This is a genomic window from Streptomyces sp. NRRL F-2664, assembly GCF_000719345.1.
Lineage (GTDB): Bacteria > Actinomycetota > Actinomycetes > Streptomycetales > Streptomycetaceae > Streptomyces.
Genome location: NZ_JOFX01000006.1, coordinates 196,640 through 211,506 on the forward strand (window position 1 = coordinate 196,640; position 14,867 = coordinate 211,506).

General features: G+C 73.3%; 15 protein-coding genes and 1 tRNA gene. 5 read left to right on the forward strand and 11 right to left on the reverse strand.

The features are described from left to right. The first annotated feature begins 9 nt into the window (after window positions 1-9). The 3 genes from IF89_RS0109615 (at window position 10) to IF89_RS0109625 (ending at window position 2,967) form a co-directional block, all read left to right on the forward strand. A complete protein-coding gene (locus IF89_RS0109615) occupies window positions 10-948 on the forward strand; it encodes a metallophosphoesterase (RefSeq protein ID WP_030764102.1) in 939 nt (312 codons plus the stop codon). Between the two features lie 100 nt (window positions 949-1,048). Continuing rightward, window positions 1,049-1,122 (forward strand) — tRNA-Pro (locus IF89_RS0109620). A gap of 90 nt (window positions 1,123-1,212) precedes the next feature. Continuing rightward, a complete protein-coding gene (locus tag IF89_RS0109625; protein WP_158717831.1) occupies window positions 1,213-2,967 on the forward strand; it encodes a sigma factor-like helix-turn-helix DNA-binding protein in 1,755 nt (584 codons plus the stop codon). Here the strand turns inward: IF89_RS0109625 and IF89_RS0109630 are convergent. The 4 genes from IF89_RS0109630 to codA are packed head-to-tail and all read right to left on the reverse strand — an operon-like array spanning window position 2,961 to window position 5,736. Then, complete coding sequence (locus IF89_RS0109630; RefSeq protein ID WP_030764107.1) at window positions 2,961-3,239, reverse strand: hypothetical protein; 279 nt, start codon at window positions 3,237-3,239, stop codon at window positions 2,961-2,963. The two genes, IF89_RS0109625 and IF89_RS0109630, sit on opposite strands and share 7 nt — an antisense overlap. A 47-nt stretch (window positions 3,240-3,286) precedes the next feature. Beyond that, window positions 3,287-3,784, reverse strand: a complete 498-nt coding sequence (locus tag IF89_RS0109635; protein ID WP_199820485.1) for a DUF5956 family protein — start codon at window positions 3,782-3,784, stop codon at window positions 3,287-3,289. Between the two features lie 59 nt (window positions 3,785-3,843). Then, window positions 3,844-4,428: an HD domain-containing protein gene (locus IF89_RS0109640; protein WP_030764110.1), complete on the reverse strand. Its 585-nt coding sequence runs from the start codon at window positions 4,426-4,428 to the stop codon at window positions 3,844-3,846. 6 nt (window positions 4,429-4,434) lie between these two features. Further along, entirely contained in the window at window positions 4,435-5,736 is a 1,302-nt protein-coding gene (gene codA / locus IF89_RS0109645) for a cytosine deaminase (protein WP_063831270.1), read from the reverse strand. Window positions 5,737-5,908: 172 nt separating this feature from the next. On the opposite strand from codA, the gene IF89_RS0109650 reads away from it, so the two are divergent. Next, window positions 5,909-7,720: a prolyl oligopeptidase family serine peptidase gene (locus IF89_RS0109650; RefSeq protein ID WP_030764115.1), complete on the forward strand. Its 1,812-nt coding sequence runs from the start codon at window positions 5,909-5,911 to the stop codon at window positions 7,718-7,720. Between the two features lie 37 nt (window positions 7,721-7,757). Continuing rightward, a complete protein-coding gene (locus IF89_RS0109655; protein WP_043193482.1) occupies window positions 7,758-8,588 on the forward strand; it encodes an SURF1 family protein in 831 nt (276 codons plus the stop codon). Here IF89_RS0109655 and IF89_RS0109660 read toward each other — a convergent pair. From IF89_RS0109660 to IF89_RS0109690, 7 genes are all read right to left on the reverse strand, one after another. Continuing rightward, complete coding sequence (locus tag IF89_RS0109660; RefSeq protein ID WP_051806919.1) at window positions 8,555-9,637, reverse strand: hypothetical protein; 1,083 nt, start codon at window positions 9,635-9,637, stop codon at window positions 8,555-8,557. The genes IF89_RS0109655 and IF89_RS0109660 overlap by 34 nt on opposite strands. Then, window positions 9,634-10,392 carry a SigE family RNA polymerase sigma factor gene (locus tag IF89_RS0109665; protein ID WP_420706897.1) on the reverse strand — a complete coding sequence of 253 codons (759 nt, stop codon included), beginning with the start codon at window positions 10,390-10,392 and terminating at the stop codon, window positions 9,634-9,636. The genes IF89_RS0109660 and IF89_RS0109665 overlap by 4 nt, the downstream gene beginning before the upstream one ends. A 168-nt stretch (window positions 10,393-10,560) precedes the next feature. Further along, window positions 10,561-11,637 (reverse strand): aspartate-semialdehyde dehydrogenase, encoded by a 1,077-nt coding sequence (locus tag IF89_RS0109670; protein WP_030764125.1) that lies wholly within the window; start codon window positions 11,635-11,637, stop codon window positions 10,561-10,563. Then, window positions 11,634-12,908, reverse strand: coding sequence for an aspartate kinase (locus tag IF89_RS0109675; RefSeq protein ID WP_030764127.1), 1,275 nt, complete (start codon window positions 12,906-12,908; stop codon window positions 11,634-11,636). The genes IF89_RS0109670 and IF89_RS0109675 overlap by 4 nt, the downstream gene beginning before the upstream one ends. 121 nt (window positions 12,909-13,029) lie before the next feature. Beyond that, complete coding sequence (locus IF89_RS0109680) at window positions 13,030-13,677, reverse strand: DUF5063 domain-containing protein (RefSeq protein WP_030764129.1); 648 nt, start codon at window positions 13,675-13,677, stop codon at window positions 13,030-13,032. Then, window positions 13,670-14,269 (reverse strand): recombination mediator RecR, encoded by a 600-nt coding sequence (recR, locus tag IF89_RS0109685; protein ID WP_030764131.1) that lies wholly within the window; start codon window positions 14,267-14,269, stop codon window positions 13,670-13,672. The genes IF89_RS0109680 and recR overlap by 8 nt, the downstream gene beginning before the upstream one ends. A gap of 90 nt (window positions 14,270-14,359) precedes the next feature. Next, a complete protein-coding gene (locus IF89_RS0109690; RefSeq protein WP_078628190.1) occupies window positions 14,360-14,704 on the reverse strand; it encodes a YbaB/EbfC family nucleoid-associated protein in 345 nt (114 codons plus the stop codon). Window positions 14,705-14,867 lie beyond the last annotated feature (163 nt).

Consider the following 14,867-nt stretch of genomic DNA (forward strand, 5'->3'; position numbering starts at 1 on the left):
GATGGGTCCATGCGTGCGCGTTACGGAGTACCCCTGAAAGCGGCTGCCGGAATCGCTGCGGTGGGGGCCGCGGGTGTGGCCTATGCCGCCGGTTTCGAGGCGCGGTCCTTCCGACTGCGCCGGGTGACGGTTCCGGTGCTTCCCCGGGGTATGCGCCCGCTGCGCGTGCTCCAGGTCTCGGACATCCACATGGTCGGCGGGCAGCGCAAGAAGCGCGCCTGGCTGCAGTCGCTGGCCGGTCTGCGCCCCGACTTCGTCGTGAACACCGGCGACAACCTCTCCGACACCGAGGGCGTCCCCGAGGTCCTCGACGCGCTCGGCCCGCTCATGTCCTTCCCCGGCGTGTACGTCTTCGGGTCGAACGACTACTACGGGCCGCGGCTGCGCAACCCCGCGCGCTACCTGGTCGAGAAGGTCCAGGGCCGGCACGGCCTGAACGGCAACAAGCCGGTCGTCGGCGCCGTGCACAACCCGTGGGAGGAGATGCGGGACGCCTTCGACGCGGCAGGCTGGCTGAACCTCACGAACACCCGGGCCCGGATGAAGCTCGAAGGCCTGGAACTGGCCTTCACCGGACTCGACGACCCGCACATCAAGCGGGACCGCTACGAGGCCGTCGCCGGCGGCCCGGAGCCGGACGCGGACTTCTCGCTCGCCGTGGTGCACGCCCCGTACCTGCGCGTGCTGGAGTCCTTCACCGCCGACCGGTACCCGCTGATCCTCGCGGGCCACACCCACGGCGGGCAGCTGTGCATCCCCTTCTACGGGGCTCTGGTCACCAACTGCGACCTCGACACGGGGCGGGTGAAGGGGCTCTCCACGCACGAGGCGGCGGGCCACCGCTCCTACCTGCACGTCTCCGCCGGCTGCGGCACCAACCGCTTCACGCCGGTCCGCTTCGCGTGCCCGCCGGAAGCGACGCTGCTGACGCTCACCCCGAAGGCGTAGCGACCGCCCGCCCGCTCCGCGAAAACCGGATTTCGTCTCCGGCGAGAGGTCCGCTAAAGTAATCGATGTCGCCAGGACAGCAACACTTCAGGGCGACGATCGGGGTGTAGCGCAGCTTGGCAGCGCGCTTCGTTCGGGACGAAGAGGTCGTGGGTTCAAATCCCGCCACCCCGACAGAGTAAGACCAGGTGAGAGCCGGTACAGAGCAATCTGTGCCGGCTCTCTCTGCGTCCGGGGGATCGGGGGGAGCAGGTGCGGGAGCGGGTGCCCGAGTCGCGGCACGGTCGGGCATGGAGCGAGGCGGAGGACGCCCGGCTCCTCGACGGGGTGCGGGAGGGAATCTCGCTGCAGGGGCTGGCCGACCGGCACGGGCGTTCTCCCGGTGCCGTCCGGGCGCGCCTGGCCCGGGGCGTTCCCGAAGCGGCCGGCGAGGAGCCGCTGGAGTGGTTACGGGCCAGGTTGGCGATCGACCCCGCCTACGCGTGGCAGAGCGTCGCGGACGAGCGGCGGCTGCGCGAACGGGACGACCGGGTGGGCCGCGAGCAGGCCTCCTCCGGCCCGGCCGGGAAGCGGAGCGCGGCGGAAGTCGCCGAGGTGCTGGCCGATTGGGAGCGGGCGACGGGGCACGTCCTTAGGCCCGAGCGCCGGGAGGTCTTCCTCGCTCGCGCGGTGGTGCACGATCTGGCGGCGGTGGACCCCGACGTGCGGCGCGCCACCGCCGGCGCGCTGTGGCAGTCCGGCGCCCGACTCCTGCTGGACGACTGGCTGCTGGAATGCGCTTGTCCGGGCGCGGCGGCACTGACGGCCGACTGGGACCGCGTGGCCCGGCAGGATGCGGACCTGCTGCTGGTACTGCGTGAGTTGCTCGCCGCCGCGGTCGGCGAGATCGGCGAGGAACGGGACCGGGAGATCCTCTCCCGGCGCCTCGGCCTGCACGGCCGGCCGGCCGACACGCTGGAGAAGATCGCCGAGGTCCTGGGGGTGTCCCGGGAGCGCGTACGGCAGTTGCAGACCCGCGCCCTGCGCCGGATGGGCCGCTCCGGCGGACCGGCCTCGCGCAAGGTCCGCACGGTACTGGCGGAACTGAGCGGCGTGGGCGGGGGGCCGTCGGACGCGGGGCCGCCGCCGGCGGAACGCCTGCTCGACCTGGCCGACGCGTTGATCCCCTCGGTGGCGGTGCGGCAGGCCGCCACGATGCTGGCCCGGATGGCCGGCGCCGACAAGGTGCGCGCGGAGAACCTCGCCGCCGAGGCGGCCTCCGTGCGACTGCTGCGCCACGAGGCCGCCCGCCGCGAAACGGCACGTCAGGAGCGCGTCGACCGCGCCGAGCGGCGCTGGGAGGCACTGACCGCCGACGTGAAGTGGTTCGGCAGGGCCGAGCCGGCGCCGGCCCGGACGGAGCTGGAAGGGCTGAGGGAGAAGGGCGGCAGGGGAGACTTCGGGACGTGGCACTGTCCGAAGCTGGGCCGGGACGTGGCGTACGAGTCGGACACGGAGCTCCGGGCGATCCAGTTGCTCAGCTTCGCCCCGCAGGTCGCCTACTACCAGGAGCAGCCGCTGGCGGTCGGGTACTGGTTCTCCGGGCGGCAGCGCACCTACTACCCCGACCTCCTCGTGGCCACGGTCGACGGACGGTGCGTCCTCGTCGAGGTGAAGCCCCTCTACGAGATGGCGACGGCGGTCAACGTCGCCAAGTACCGGGCCGTCGAGGCACTCTGCCGCGAGCGGGGCTGGGGGCTCCTCGCCACCGACGGGAACCGCACGCTCCGCCTGCTGAAGGGCCGGCCCGTCGACCCGCGCGTGGAAGCCGTGCTCACCGCAGCGCTGGAGCAGCGCGGTGAACTGACCTGGCCCCAGGTGCGCGCGGCCCTGGGCGACCTGGACATCGACGCCCTGACCATGTCCGCCCTGGTCCTGCGCCGCGGCTGGTCGTGGTCGACCCGCCCGTACCGCCTGCGCCGGGGCGCCCCCGGCTCCGCTCCCCCGGATCCTGGCGCAGGGGATCGGCGCCGTCAGTAGGGGCGGGGCGACATGATCTGCGGTTCCGCGGCCGGGGCCTCGAAGACGCAGCGGGGGATGCCGGGGCCCGGGGTGGCGCGGACGGAGACCTCCGTCGGGGGGTCCGTCGGCAGCTCGACGCGGACGGTCACCGGGTGGTCGTGATGCGTCGTGGCGTGCCCGGTCTCCTTGCCGTCGACCAGGACCTCCAGGACCGCGGTGCGGCCGGTCTGGACGGTGGCGCTGACCGAGTGCCCCGCGTGGTCGATGTGGAAGTGATGCCGCCGCCTCATGGGACCGCCTCCCGCCGCTGCTCGACCTCCAGGGTAGCCACGGCGGCCTAGGAGCTCTCCCGGAGTGCGGCGAGGGCCGTGCGGGCCAGGGCCGGGAGGGCCGGGGTGCGCGCCGTCCCGGTCAGGACCGCGTCGAGGTGGTCGAGGACCGCGGCGACGGTGGGGAAGGGACCGATGGGGCGGAGCAGCCACAGGCGGCCCCTGGGCCGGGGCGGGAGGCCGAGGGCCGCGAGGGCCTCGTCGGCCTCCCGGTCCAGGTCGCGCAGGTCCGCCTCGGGCAGCGGGACGCACTCCACGCCGGTGACGTGCCCGTGGCCGTCGAGTGAGGTGTCCACCGCCCAGTGGGTGGAGCGGTCGGGGATCCAGGTCCGGGCATCGGGCGGCCAGACGTACGGGAGGAAGACCCAGCGCAGCTCCTCGGGGGCCGGCTCCCAGCCGAGCACCTCCAGCTCCCGCATCTCGGGCAGCCGGTCCGACTCCAGTTCGCTGCGCCCGGTGCGGCGCTGTGCGAGCGGGTGCGGTGTTCCGTCCTCGTCCCACGACATGCGGGCACGCTATCCGAAGCGGTGGCGGATCCCCGGGACCGGCGCCGCGCCCGCCCCCGTCACGCGTCCAGGGGGTTGGCCGCGATGCGGGCGGCCGCGCCCCCCGCGACGTAGGCGGCCGCCGCGCAGTCGGGCTTGCGCCGCGCCTGGTCCTCGACGAGTGCGGTGAAGGCGGGCCCGAAGCCGACCCGGGGGTGGGCGGCGAGGAGGCGGGCGGTGAAGGCCGGGTCGAACTCGGTGACGCGCAGACCGGAGACGTCGGCGCTCGTGCCCACCTGGAGGAGGTGGCTCTCCGCGTCCTCGGCCGCGCCGACGTCGTCCCGCATGTGCAGGACGATGATCTCCTCGGCGCGGGCCCGGCGGTCCGCCGGCCAGCCCAGGCCCGCCGTCAGGACGCGCGCCACGTGGCCGCCCGCCTCCTCGAAGGGCAGGGTGTGGCTGTCGAACGGCGCGGTCAGGCCCAGGTCGTGCAGGAGGGCCGCCACGTAGAAGAGTTCCTCGTCGTACGCCAGGCCGTGGTCGGCCGCGTACCGCGCCCCGAAGGCGTAGGAGCGCACGGAGTGGTTCAGGAGCGCCGTGTCCGCGTACTCCGACGCGATCTCCAGGGCGGCCCGGGCTGAAGGGGTGTCAAGCGTCCACGTCATGGCACGTCAGCGTAGGCGGCGGGTGAAGTCGACGTCCGACGGGGGTTCACCGGGCCAGGACAGCCGGGTCGGCGCGGGCGGGGTCTCGGCGAGGACGGAGCCGCGCGAGACGACGTAGCGGGGGCGCACCTGGCGGCGGATCGCCTCCTCGGGCGAGGGCGCCGGCAGCAGGACGAAGGAGGCGGGGGCGCCCGCGGTGATGCCGTACTCGTCGGCGCCGAGGCCGAGGACCCGCGCCGCACGGTCCGTCACCATCGAGAAGGCGACCGGGATGTCGGCGGCACCCGTGAGCTGGGCGGCGTACAGGCCGACGAGGGCCGTCTGGAGGGGGGCGGCGGTGCCGAGGGCGTTCCACGGGTCCATCACGTCGTCGTGTCCGAAGGCCACGTTGACCCCGGCCGCCAGCATCTCCCCGACCTGGGTGAGGCCGCGCCGCTTGGGGTAGGTGTCGAAGCGGCCCTGGAGGTTGAGGTTGGCGAAGGGGTTGGCGACCAGGTTGATGCCCGAACGGGACAGGAGCCGCTGGAGTTTGAAGCTGTAGGCGCCGTTGTAGGAGCCCATGGCCGTGGTGTGGGAGGCGGTGGCGCGCCCGCGCAGGCCGGAGCGCAGCGCGAGGGTGGCCAGGACCTCCACGAATCGGGACTGTTCGTCGTCGATCTCGTCGCAGTGGGCGTCCACGCGCAGTCCGTGTTCCTCGGCGACGGCGAAGGCGGTGTGCAGCGAGGCGACGCCGTCCTCGCGGGTGTCCTCGAAGTGCGGGATGGCGCCGACGACGTCCGCTCCGCGCGCGACGGCCTCGCGCAGCAGGGCCTCCCCGTCGGGGAAGGAGACGATGCCCTCCTGGGGGAAGGCGACGATCTGCAGGGTCATGATGTCCCGGACCCGGTCGCGGACCTCCAGCAGCGCGTCGAGCGCGGTCAGCGACGGATCGGTGACGTCGCAGTGCGTCCGGACGTGCAGGACGCCGTGGGCGGCCTGCCAGCGCAGCACTTCGGTGGCGCGCGCGACGACGTCCTCGCGGGTGAGGGCGCGTTTGCGTTCGCTCCAGCAGGCGATGCCCTCCCACAGGGTGCCGGAGGCGTTGGGGCGAGGCTCCCCGGCGGTCAGCGCCGTGTCGAGGTGGATGTGGGGCTCGACGAAGGGTGCGCTGAGCAGGCCGCCGTGCGCCTCGACGAGGAGGCCGGTGGCCGGCGGTTCCTTCTGGTCGTCGTGGGGGAGCACCCGCGCGATGCGGCCGTCCTCCCCGACCTCGACGTCGGACAGGCCTGGTGTGTCGAGCAGCCGGGCGCCCCGGACGATCATCCGCATGGCGCCAGCGTAAGGACTGCGGAGCGCGGCCGCGGTGCGGACGGCGCCGCTCAGCCGCGCTCGGCCCGGGCCTTCCGCTGCCTGCCGGGCGTTCCTCCTCGCAGGACGCGCCCGGGGTGCGCCCGTTCGGAGCAGTCGGCATCCCGGACGCCGCTGCGGCAACAATGGGCGCATGACCAGCGACAGCGAGACCATCCCCGAGATGCCCGACTGGGAGAAGCGGTTCCGGGCGCCGCGCGTAGGGTTGCCCGACTGGGCGGAGGACGCCCCGGACCGTTCCCTCTTCGTCTCCAACGCGACCGGCACCTTCGAGATCTACGCCTGGGACCGCGCCACCGGCGTGCAGCGGCAGGCCACCGACCGGCCCAACGGGACGACCGACGGCACCCTCTCCCCCGACGGCGAGTGGATCTGGTGGTTCTCCGACACCGACGGCGACGAGTTCGGCACCTGGGTGCGCCAGCCCTTCGCGGGCGGTCCGGACGAGCCGGCCACCCCCGGCCTGGAGCCCTCGTACCCGGCGGGGCTGGCCATCGGGCGGGACGGCACCACCGTGGTGGGGCGCTGCACGGACGAGGAGGGCTCGACCGTCCACGTGGTCCGCCCGGACGGATCGGCGCCCACCGTGATCTACCGGCACCGGGAGTCCGCCGGTGTCGGCGACCTGTCCCGCGACGGCACCCTCGTGGCCGTCGAGCACACCGAGCACGGCGACGCGATGCACTCCGCCCTGCGCGTCCTCACCCTCGACGGGACCACCGTCGCCGAGCTGGACGACTCGGCGGGCGGCACGCGGGAGCTGGGCCTGGAGGTGCTCGGCTTCGCGCCGGTCGCCGGTGACACGCGGCTGCTGATCGGCCACCAGCGGCGCGGCCGCTGGGAGCCGCTGGTGTGGGACGTGGCCACCGGGGCGGAGCAGGAGCTGGCGATCGACCTGCCGGGCGACGTCGCCGCCGAGTGGTATCCGGACGGGTCCGCGCTGCTGCTCGTGCACAGCTTCGAGGCGCGCAGCGAGCTGTGGCGCTACGACCTGGCCGCGGAGGAGCTCGTCCGGGTGGCCACGCCGCCCGGGTCGGTGACGGACGCCACCGCGCGGCCCGACGGGACGGTGGAGTACCTGTGGTCCTCGGCCGCCGAGCCCTCGGCGGTACGGTCCACCGCGGGCGGCGTCGTCCTGGATCCGCCGGGCCTGCGGCCCCCGGGCTCGCTGCCGGTGGAGGACGCCTGGGTGGAGGGACCGGGCGGCCGGATCCACGCGCTCGTGCAGCGGCCGGCGGGCCACGGCGAGGGCCCCTTCCCGACGGTCTTCGAGATCCACGGCGGCCCTGCCTGGCACGACAGCGACGCCTTCGCCGCGGGCCCGGCGGCCTGGCTCGACCACGGCTTCGCGGTGGTCCGGGTCAACTACCGGGGCTCGACGGGCTACGGCCGCGCCTGGACGGACGCCCTCAAGCACCGGGTCGGCCTGATCGAGCTGGAGGACATCGAGGCGGTCCGTGCCTGGGCGGTCTCGTCCGGCCTCGCGGACCCGGCGCGCCTGGTCCTGTCGGGCGGTTCCTGGGGCGGCTACCTGGCGCTGCTGGGCCTGGGCACGCAGCCCGACACCTGGGCCGTGGGACTGGCCGCCGTACCGGTCGCGGACTACGTGACGGCCTACCACGACGAGATGGAGGCGCTGAAGGCACTGGACCGCACGCTCTTCGGCGGTACGCCGGAGGAGGTCCCGGACCGGTTCGAGGCATCATCGCCGCTGACGTACGTGGACCGGGTGACGGCCCCGGTGTACATCGCGGCCGGCGTCAACGATCCGCGCTGCCCGATCCGGCAGATCGACAACTACGTGGACCGGCTCGCCGCGCGCGGGGCGGTGCACGAGGTGTACCGGTACGACGCGGGGCACGGTTCGCTGGTGGTGGAGGAGCGGATCAAGCAGGTCCGGATGGAGCTGGAGTTCACGCTCAAGCACCTGCCCGCCCGACCCTGAGGACCGGTGGCCGGTGCACCCCCCGTACCGTGGTGGGGTGCACCGGTTTCTCCTGACCCCGCGCTGGTGGGGGATCAACGTCTTCGTCGCGCTGGCGGTCCCCTTCTGCCTGTTCATGGGGTCGTGGCAGCTCGGCCGGTTCGAGGCCCGCGTCGACAGCCACCGGGAGGCGACCGCCGAGCGGCCCGTCGACCAGGTGGCGGCGCCGCTGGACTCGCTGCTCCCGGTCGACACGCAGACCTCCGGACGGCTGGCTTCGGCGTCCGGCGAGTACGGCGAGCAGATGCTGGTGCCGGAGCGGCGCCTGGACGGCAGGTCCGGCTTCTACGTGCTGACGCTGCTGAAGACCGATTCCGGCAAGGCCGTCCCCGTGGTCCGGGGCTGGCTGCCGGGCCCGGCCGACCCGGCGAGGGCGCCGGCCGCGCCGACGGGCCGGGTCGAGGTGACGGGGGCCCTGCAGGCCTCGGAGAACGCGGGCACGAAGGGCGTCCACGCCCAGGGCGGCCTGCCCGCCGGGCAGCTCGGTGTCATCGCGGCGGCCACCCTGGTCAACCTCGTACCGCACGACCTGTACGACGCGTGGCTGACCGTGCAGACCCCGGCGGACGGGATGCTCCCGGTGCCGGCGCAGGCGCCGACGAACACCGGGCTCGATCTGAAGGCCTTCCAGAACCTCGGGTACACCGGCGAGTGGTTCGTCTTCGCCGCCTTCGTGCTCTTCATGTGGTTCCGGCTCTACCGCCGCGAGGTGGAGATGCTCCGCGACCGGGAGGCGGGCCTGCTCGATCCGTCCGACCCCGCCGCTGCGGCCGCGCCCGCGACCGCGGCGGAGGATCAGTCGTCGACCGGGATCGCGCCCGTCCGGTAGACCGTGCCGCCGCAGGCGTCGGGGATCGACGTGCGCGTCGTCGGGCCGCCGGTCGTCTGCGGGGTGTGGGACACCTCGACGACGTTCGGCGCCTGCGGTGTGCCCGTCCGGGGCTCGGACTCCGCTCCGCCGCCCAGGGTGCCCGAGCTGCCGGCCGTCCCGGTCTGCGGCGGCGTGCCGCCCCCGGTCGTGCCGCTCGCCGTGCAGGGTTCGCCCGGCGGCACCCAGGCGAAGCGGACCTCGTAGGACTTGTGCGGCGGGAGCACCACCACCGGGGCCTCCGTCGACGGGTCGGGCAGCAGCCCGCTGCCCGGGCCGCCCGCCGTGTGGCCCACCACGGCGACGCCGGAGCCGGGGCCCAGAGCCGCGGCGGGCGCGGAGGCGGCGGTCACGGTGTCCCGGCCGCTGACGGCGCAGCCCTGGGAGGAGACGTTGGTGATCCGGAAGCCGCCGGCCACCCGGCCGTCGCCCTCCGGATTGCGCACGTAGCCCACGACGCCCAGCTGCTCGGCCCCGCACCCGGGCACGCCGGGGGCGGCCACCGGCGGCAGCGGGCCCGCGCCGGCCGCGCCCGGGCCGGTCGTGGAACCGGCCGGCCCGCCGGAGGTGCCGGTGCCCGCCGGGCCCGACGTCGCGCCGCCCGCGGGAGTGCCGCCCTGCGAAGGGTCCGGCTGCCCGGTGGCGCCGCCCGCGTCCGGGGCGCCGCCGGCCCGCGGGTTGGCCCTGTGGCCGTTCTGGTGGGGGTCGGACGCGCCGCCCTGCTTGTCGCCGGAGTGCGCCTCGTGGCCGGCCATGGCCGGGCGGTCGGCGGACGTGCCCTCGCCCCCGGCCAGGTGCAGGGCCGCGGGGACGGCGGTCCCGGCGAGCAGTGCGGCCGCGGCCGCGCCGATGACGGCCCGGCGCCTGCGGGCCCGGCGCGCCGGTACGGCGTACCGCAGCCGCTCCAGTGCGTCCTCGGAGGGCCGGATCCCCTCGACGGCGCCGCGCAGGAGGATGCGCAGTTCCTCCTCGCCGCCCGTGCCGTCCGACGCCGTGTGGTCGTCCCTCATGACTGCGCAGCCTCCATCGCCACCCGCAGCGCGGCAATGCCCCGCGATCCGTACGCCTTGACCGAGCCGAGCGATATCCCGAGCGTCTCCGCGACCTGGGACTCCGTCATGTCCGCGAAGTAGCGCAGCACCAGCACCTCGCGCTGGCGGCGCTGGAGCCCCCGCATCGCCTTGATCAGGTCGTCCCGTTCCAGCTGGTCGTACGCGCCCTCTTCGGCGCTCGCCATGTCCGGCATGGGCTTCGAGAGCAGCTTGAGGCCGAGGATGCGCCGGCGCAGGGCGGAACGGGAGAGGTTCACCACCGTCTGGCGCAGGTACGCGAGGGTCTTCTCGCGGTCGCGGACCCGGTTGCGTGCCGAGTGCACGCGGATGAACGCCTCCTGGACCACGTCCTCGCAGGAGGCGGTGTCGTCCAGGAGCAGCGCGGCGAGGCCGAGGAGGGAGCGGTAGTGCGCCTGGTACGTCGCCGTGAGGTGGTCGACGGTGGTGCCGGCCACCACGTCGGCCGCGGGGGCGGCCACGGCCTCCGCCGGCGCGTCCTCACCGGTCGCGTCCGCCTCGGCGCATTCGCGCTGCGCGGGCACGAGACCGCCGGGGATCGGCGTGGCGGCCCGCGCGGGAGCCTGCGGAAGCCCCGTCGGCGGGACGGGGACGATCACGGGAAGACCGCCGCCGGGTGCACGGAAGTCCCGGCGCGGCGGGAGGATCCCCGTGCGTGCCGGTGGGACGGCCAGTTCGAGCAGTGCCTCTGCCACGCCTGTAGGACACGCGTCCCCCCGTCAGGGTTGTACGCGCGACGAAGCCTCGGCGGAGGTATCCGTATTGCGCTCATGCGTACCCGCTCTTCCCGATTGCCCCGTCCAGCGAAACGGCAGTCGGGCCATCACCTTGTCAAGGGATCGGCACCGATCCTACAAAGCGAATTACGCAAATTCACCTGCGATCAGTTCCGCGATCTGCGTGGCATTCAGTGCCGCCCCCCTGCGGAGATTGTCGGCGCACACGAAGAACTCCAGCGCGTACGGGTCGTCGAGCGAGGCCCGTACGCGTCCCACCCAGGCAGGATCCGTCCCGGCCGCGTCCACGGGGGTCGGGAACTCGCCCGTGGCGGGGTCGTCCGCGAGCACCACGCCGGGCGCCGCCTCCAGGATCTCCCGGGCGCGCGCGGCCTTCACCTCGTTCTGGAAGCCGGCCCGGACCGTCAACGAGTCCCCGGTCAGCACCGGCACCCGGACGCAGGTCACCGACACCGGGAGCGCCTCCAGTTGGAGGATGCGGCGGGTCTGCGCCCGTACCGCCAGCTCGTGCGAGGACCAGCCGTCCTCGTCCAGCTCGCCGCACCAGGGCACGACGTTGAGGGCCAGGGGCGCCGCGAAGGGGCCCGTGGCCTCGCCCACGGCACGGCGCACGTCCCCGGGCTGCTCGCCCAGGGAGGTGCCGGCGACCAGCGACAGCTGGCGGCGCAGCGTGTCGGAGCCGGCCCGGCCGGCCGCGCTCGCCGCCTGGTACGTGGAGACGGCCAGCTCGGTCAGGCCGTACTCGGCGTGCAGCGCGCCGAGGGAGGCGATCATCGCGGCGGTGACGGTGTCCGGGGCGGCGACGATCCCGCGCGGCCGGATCCGTGCCGCGTGGGCGTTGACCTCGGGCACCACCAGCGGCACCTCGGGATCCTCCCGGAAGGCGGCGGACTGGTCGACGACGACCGCGCCGCGCGTGGCGACGACGGGGGCCCATCGGGCCGAGACCTCGGCCGGGGCGAGGAAGATCGCGACGTCACCCGGTCCGAAGCCGTCGAAGGCGTCCTCGGTGAGGGCGAGCACCTCGCACTCCTGCCCGCGGACGGGCAGCATGCGGCCGGCCGAACGCCCGGAGGCGATCAGGCGTATGTCGCCCCACACGTCCGCCCGCTCGGACAGCATCCGGAGCAGGACGGAGCCGACTGCTCCGGTCGCCCCGACGACGGCGAGTGCCGGAGCCGGGGTCGACCGGGGAGTCGTCATCGGCCGGTGCCTCCGTAGACGACGGCCTCGTCGCTGTCGGAGTCGAGGCCGAAGGCCGTGTGCACGGCGCGGACGGCCTCGTTGACGTCGTCCTGGCGGGTCACGACCGAGATGCGGATCTCCGAGGTGGAGATCAGCTCGATGTTGACGCCCGCGTCGGACAGCGCCTGGAAGAACGAGGCGGTGACGCCCGGGTTGGTCTTCATGCCGGCGCCGACCAGCGAGATCTTGCCGATCTGGTCGTCGTAGCGCAGGGAGTCGAAGCCGATCGCGCTCTTCGCCTTCTCCAGGGCGTCGATGGCCTTGTGGCCCTCGGCCTTGGGGAGCGTGAAGGAGATGTCGGTGAGGCCCGTCGAGGCCGCGGAGACGTTCTGCACGATCATGTCGATGTTGATCTCGGCGTCCGCGATGGCGCGGAAGATCGCTGCGGCCTCGCCCGGCTTGTCCGGGACGCCGACGACGGTGATCTTGGCTTCGGAGACGTCGTGGGCGACTCCGGAGATGATGGCGTGCTCCACCTGCTCGTCCCCTTGCGGATTCTCGTTGCTGACCCAGGTGCCCGGCAGTCCCGAGAAGGACGAGCGGACGTGGATCGGGATGTTGTATCGGCGTGCGTACTCGACACAGCGGTGCAGCAGCACCTTGGAACCGGAGGCGGCCAGCTCCAGCATGTCCTCGGAGGAGATCCAGTCGATCTTCTTCGCCTTCTTCACGACGCGGGGGTCCGCGGTGAAGACGCCGTCGACGTCGGTGTAGATCTCGCAGACCTCGGCGTCCAGCGCCGCGGCGAGCGCCACGGCGGTGGTGTCCGAGCCGCCCCGGCCGAGGGTGGTGATGTCCTTGGAGTCCGCGGACACGCCCTGGAAACCGGCGACGATGGCGATGTTGCCCTCGTCCAGCGCGGTGCGGATACGGCCCGGCGTGACATCGATGATGCGCGCTTTGTTGTGGACCGAGTCGGTGATGACGCCTGCCTGGCTGCCGGTGAACGACTGGGCCTCGTGGCCCAGGTTTTTGATCGCCATGGCCAGCAGGGCCATGGAGATCCGCTCTCCGGCGGTCAGCAGCATGTCGAATTCGCGCCCGGCAGGCATCGGGGAAACCTGCTCGGCGAGATCGATCAGCTCGTCCGTCGTGTCGCCCATCGCGGACACCACGACGACCACTTGGTGGCCGTTCTTCTTGGCGTCCACGATCCGCTTGGCGACACGCTTGATGCCCTCGGCATCGGCTACGGAGGAGCCTCCGTACTTCTGCACGACAAGGCCCACGTGCGCTCCTCGCTCGGTCCGTCTCATTGCTGGTGCAGTCTAACGAGCGCCCGCGATCCGACCGCTTCGTGCCACATCATGAGACGAAAAGATCAACGTCCCGGTTCCCGCGCCGGCGGGGTCACCTGCGCCCGAGACCACCGAGCTCTTGCGCCATCACCTGTCCGGCCTGCTCGGCGAGGTCGTCCTCGGTCAGGTCCTCGTCCGTGTCCAGTCCGTCCAGGGCCGCCAGCGGCTGGTCGAGGCGCACGTGCGAGATCAGGGACTGCAGGGCGCGCAGCGTCGCCGAGGCCGTCGGGCCCCAGTTGGTGAAGTAGGAGAACTGCCACCACCACAGCGCTTCGGTGATCCGGCCCGCCTGGTGGTGGATGAGGCCGTGCCGCAGGTCGGCGACGACGTCCGCCAGGTCGTCGGAGATCCGGTGCGCCACCGGGGCCTTGCGCGGCTCGTAGGGGTCGAAGACCTCCGAGTAGACGTCGACCGGCTCCAGCATGATCGCGAACCGCTCGCGCAGCTCGTCGACGTCCGGTTCCGGGCCGAGGTCGGGCTCGTAGCGCTCCTCGGGCAGCACGTCCTGGTACGCGCCCAGCCGGCCGCCCGCGAGCAGCAGCTGCGACACCTCCAGCAGGAGGAAGGGCACCGCACTGTCCGGGTCCTCGCCCTTGGCCACCTCGGTGACCGCGACGATGAACGACTCGATCTGGTCGGCGATCGAGGCGGCGAAGTCGTCCGGGTCCTGACCGAGTGCGTGCAGCGTTGCGTCAGACATCGAGAAGTCGCCTTCCTTCAAAGGCCCGCCCCAGCGTGACCTCGTCCGCGTACTCCAGGTCTCCCCCGACGGGGAGCCCGCTGGCCAGGCGGGTGACCTTCAGGCCCATGGGCTTGATCATGCGGGCGAGGTAGGTGGCGGTCGCCTCGCCCTCCAGGTTCGGGTCGGTGGCGAGGATCAGCTCGGTCACCTCGCCGTCCGCCAGCCGCGCCAGCAGCTCGCGGATGCGCAGGTCGTCCGGGCCGACGCCCTCGATCGGACTGATCGCGCCGCCGAGGACGTGGTACTTCCCCCGGAACTCCCGGGTCCGCTCGATGGCGACCACGTCCTTGGGCTCCTCGACGACGCAGATCACCGCCGCGTCGCGACGCGGGTCGCGACAGATGCCGCACCGCTCCTCCTGCGCCACGTTCCCGCACACGGCGCAGAACCGGACCTTGTCCTTGACCTCCAGCAGCGCGTGCGCGAGGCGGCGGACGTCGGCGGGCTCGGCCTGCAGGATGTGGAAGGCGATCCGCTGCGCGCTCTTGGGCCCGACGCCGGGCAGCCTGCCCAGTTCGTCGATCAGGTCCTGGACCACGCCTTCGTACAACGGACTGCCTTCTTTCGCCGGGTGGGGTCGGTGGTGGTGGAGGGTCGGTTCAGGGTCAGGAGGCTACTGCCGTCGGCAGCGGCCGGGGAATCAGAACGGCAGCCCGGGGATGCCGCTGCCGCCGCCCAGCCCCTGCGCGAGCGGGCCCAGCTTCTGCTGCTGGAGCGCCTGGGCGTTCTCGTTGGCGGCCTGGACCGCCGCGACCACGAGGTCCGCGAGCGTCTCCGTGTCCTGCGGGTCCACGGCCTTCGGGTCGATCACCAGCGCGCGCAGCTCGCCCGAGCCGGTGACCGTCGCCTTCACCAGGCCGCCGCCGGCCTGGCCCTCGACCTCGGTCCGCGCCAGCTCCTCCTGGGCCGCGGCGAGGTCCTGCTGCATCTTCTGGGCCTGCTGGAGCAGCTGCTGCATGTTGGGCTGGCCACCACCGGGAATCACAGGGCACTCACTTCCCTACGTCGGTACCGTCGGGACCTTCCCGACTCCGAGACCTTCGGAACGCTTGGTCAATCCGAGCCTACGTGCTCCCCGGGCGCAGCGCCCTACGCCGTGAGGACCAACTCTTTCGAGTGAGAGTCGGGGCGTACGCGTACCTGATGGA

Bases quoted from the DNA above. Each gene is read 5' to 3' on its own strand.
- IF89_RS0109615 (WP_030764102.1), top strand. From the start codon at position 10: ATGCGTGCGCGTTACGGAGTACCCCTGAAAGCGGCTGCCGGAATCGCT.
- IF89_RS0109630 (WP_030764107.1), bottom strand. From the start codon at position 3,239: ATGAGGCGGCGGCATCACTTCCACATCGACCACGCGGGGCACTCGGTC.
- IF89_RS0109635 (WP_199820485.1), bottom strand. From the start codon at position 3,784: ATGTCGTGGGACGAGGACGGAACACCGCACCCGCTCGCACAGCGCCGC.
- IF89_RS0109640 (WP_030764110.1), bottom strand. From the start codon at position 4,428: ATGACGTGGACGCTTGACACCCCTTCAGCCCGGGCCGCCCTGGAGATC.
- codA (WP_063831270.1), bottom strand. From the start codon at position 5,736: ATGCGGATGATCGTCCGGGGCGCCCGGCTGCTCGACACACCAGGCCTG.
- IF89_RS0109650 (WP_030764115.1), top strand. From the start codon at position 5,909: ATGACCAGCGACAGCGAGACCATCCCCGAGATGCCCGACTGGGAGAAG.
- IF89_RS0109660 (WP_051806919.1), bottom strand. From the start codon at position 9,637: ATGAGGGACGACCACACGGCGTCGGACGGCACGGGCGGCGAGGAGGAA.
- IF89_RS0109670 (WP_030764125.1), bottom strand. From the start codon at position 11,637: ATGACGACTCCCCGGTCGACCCCGGCTCCGGCACTCGCCGTCGTCGGG.
- IF89_RS0109680 (WP_030764129.1), bottom strand. From the start codon at position 13,677: ATGTCTGACGCAACGCTGCACGCACTCGGTCAGGACCCGGACGACTTC.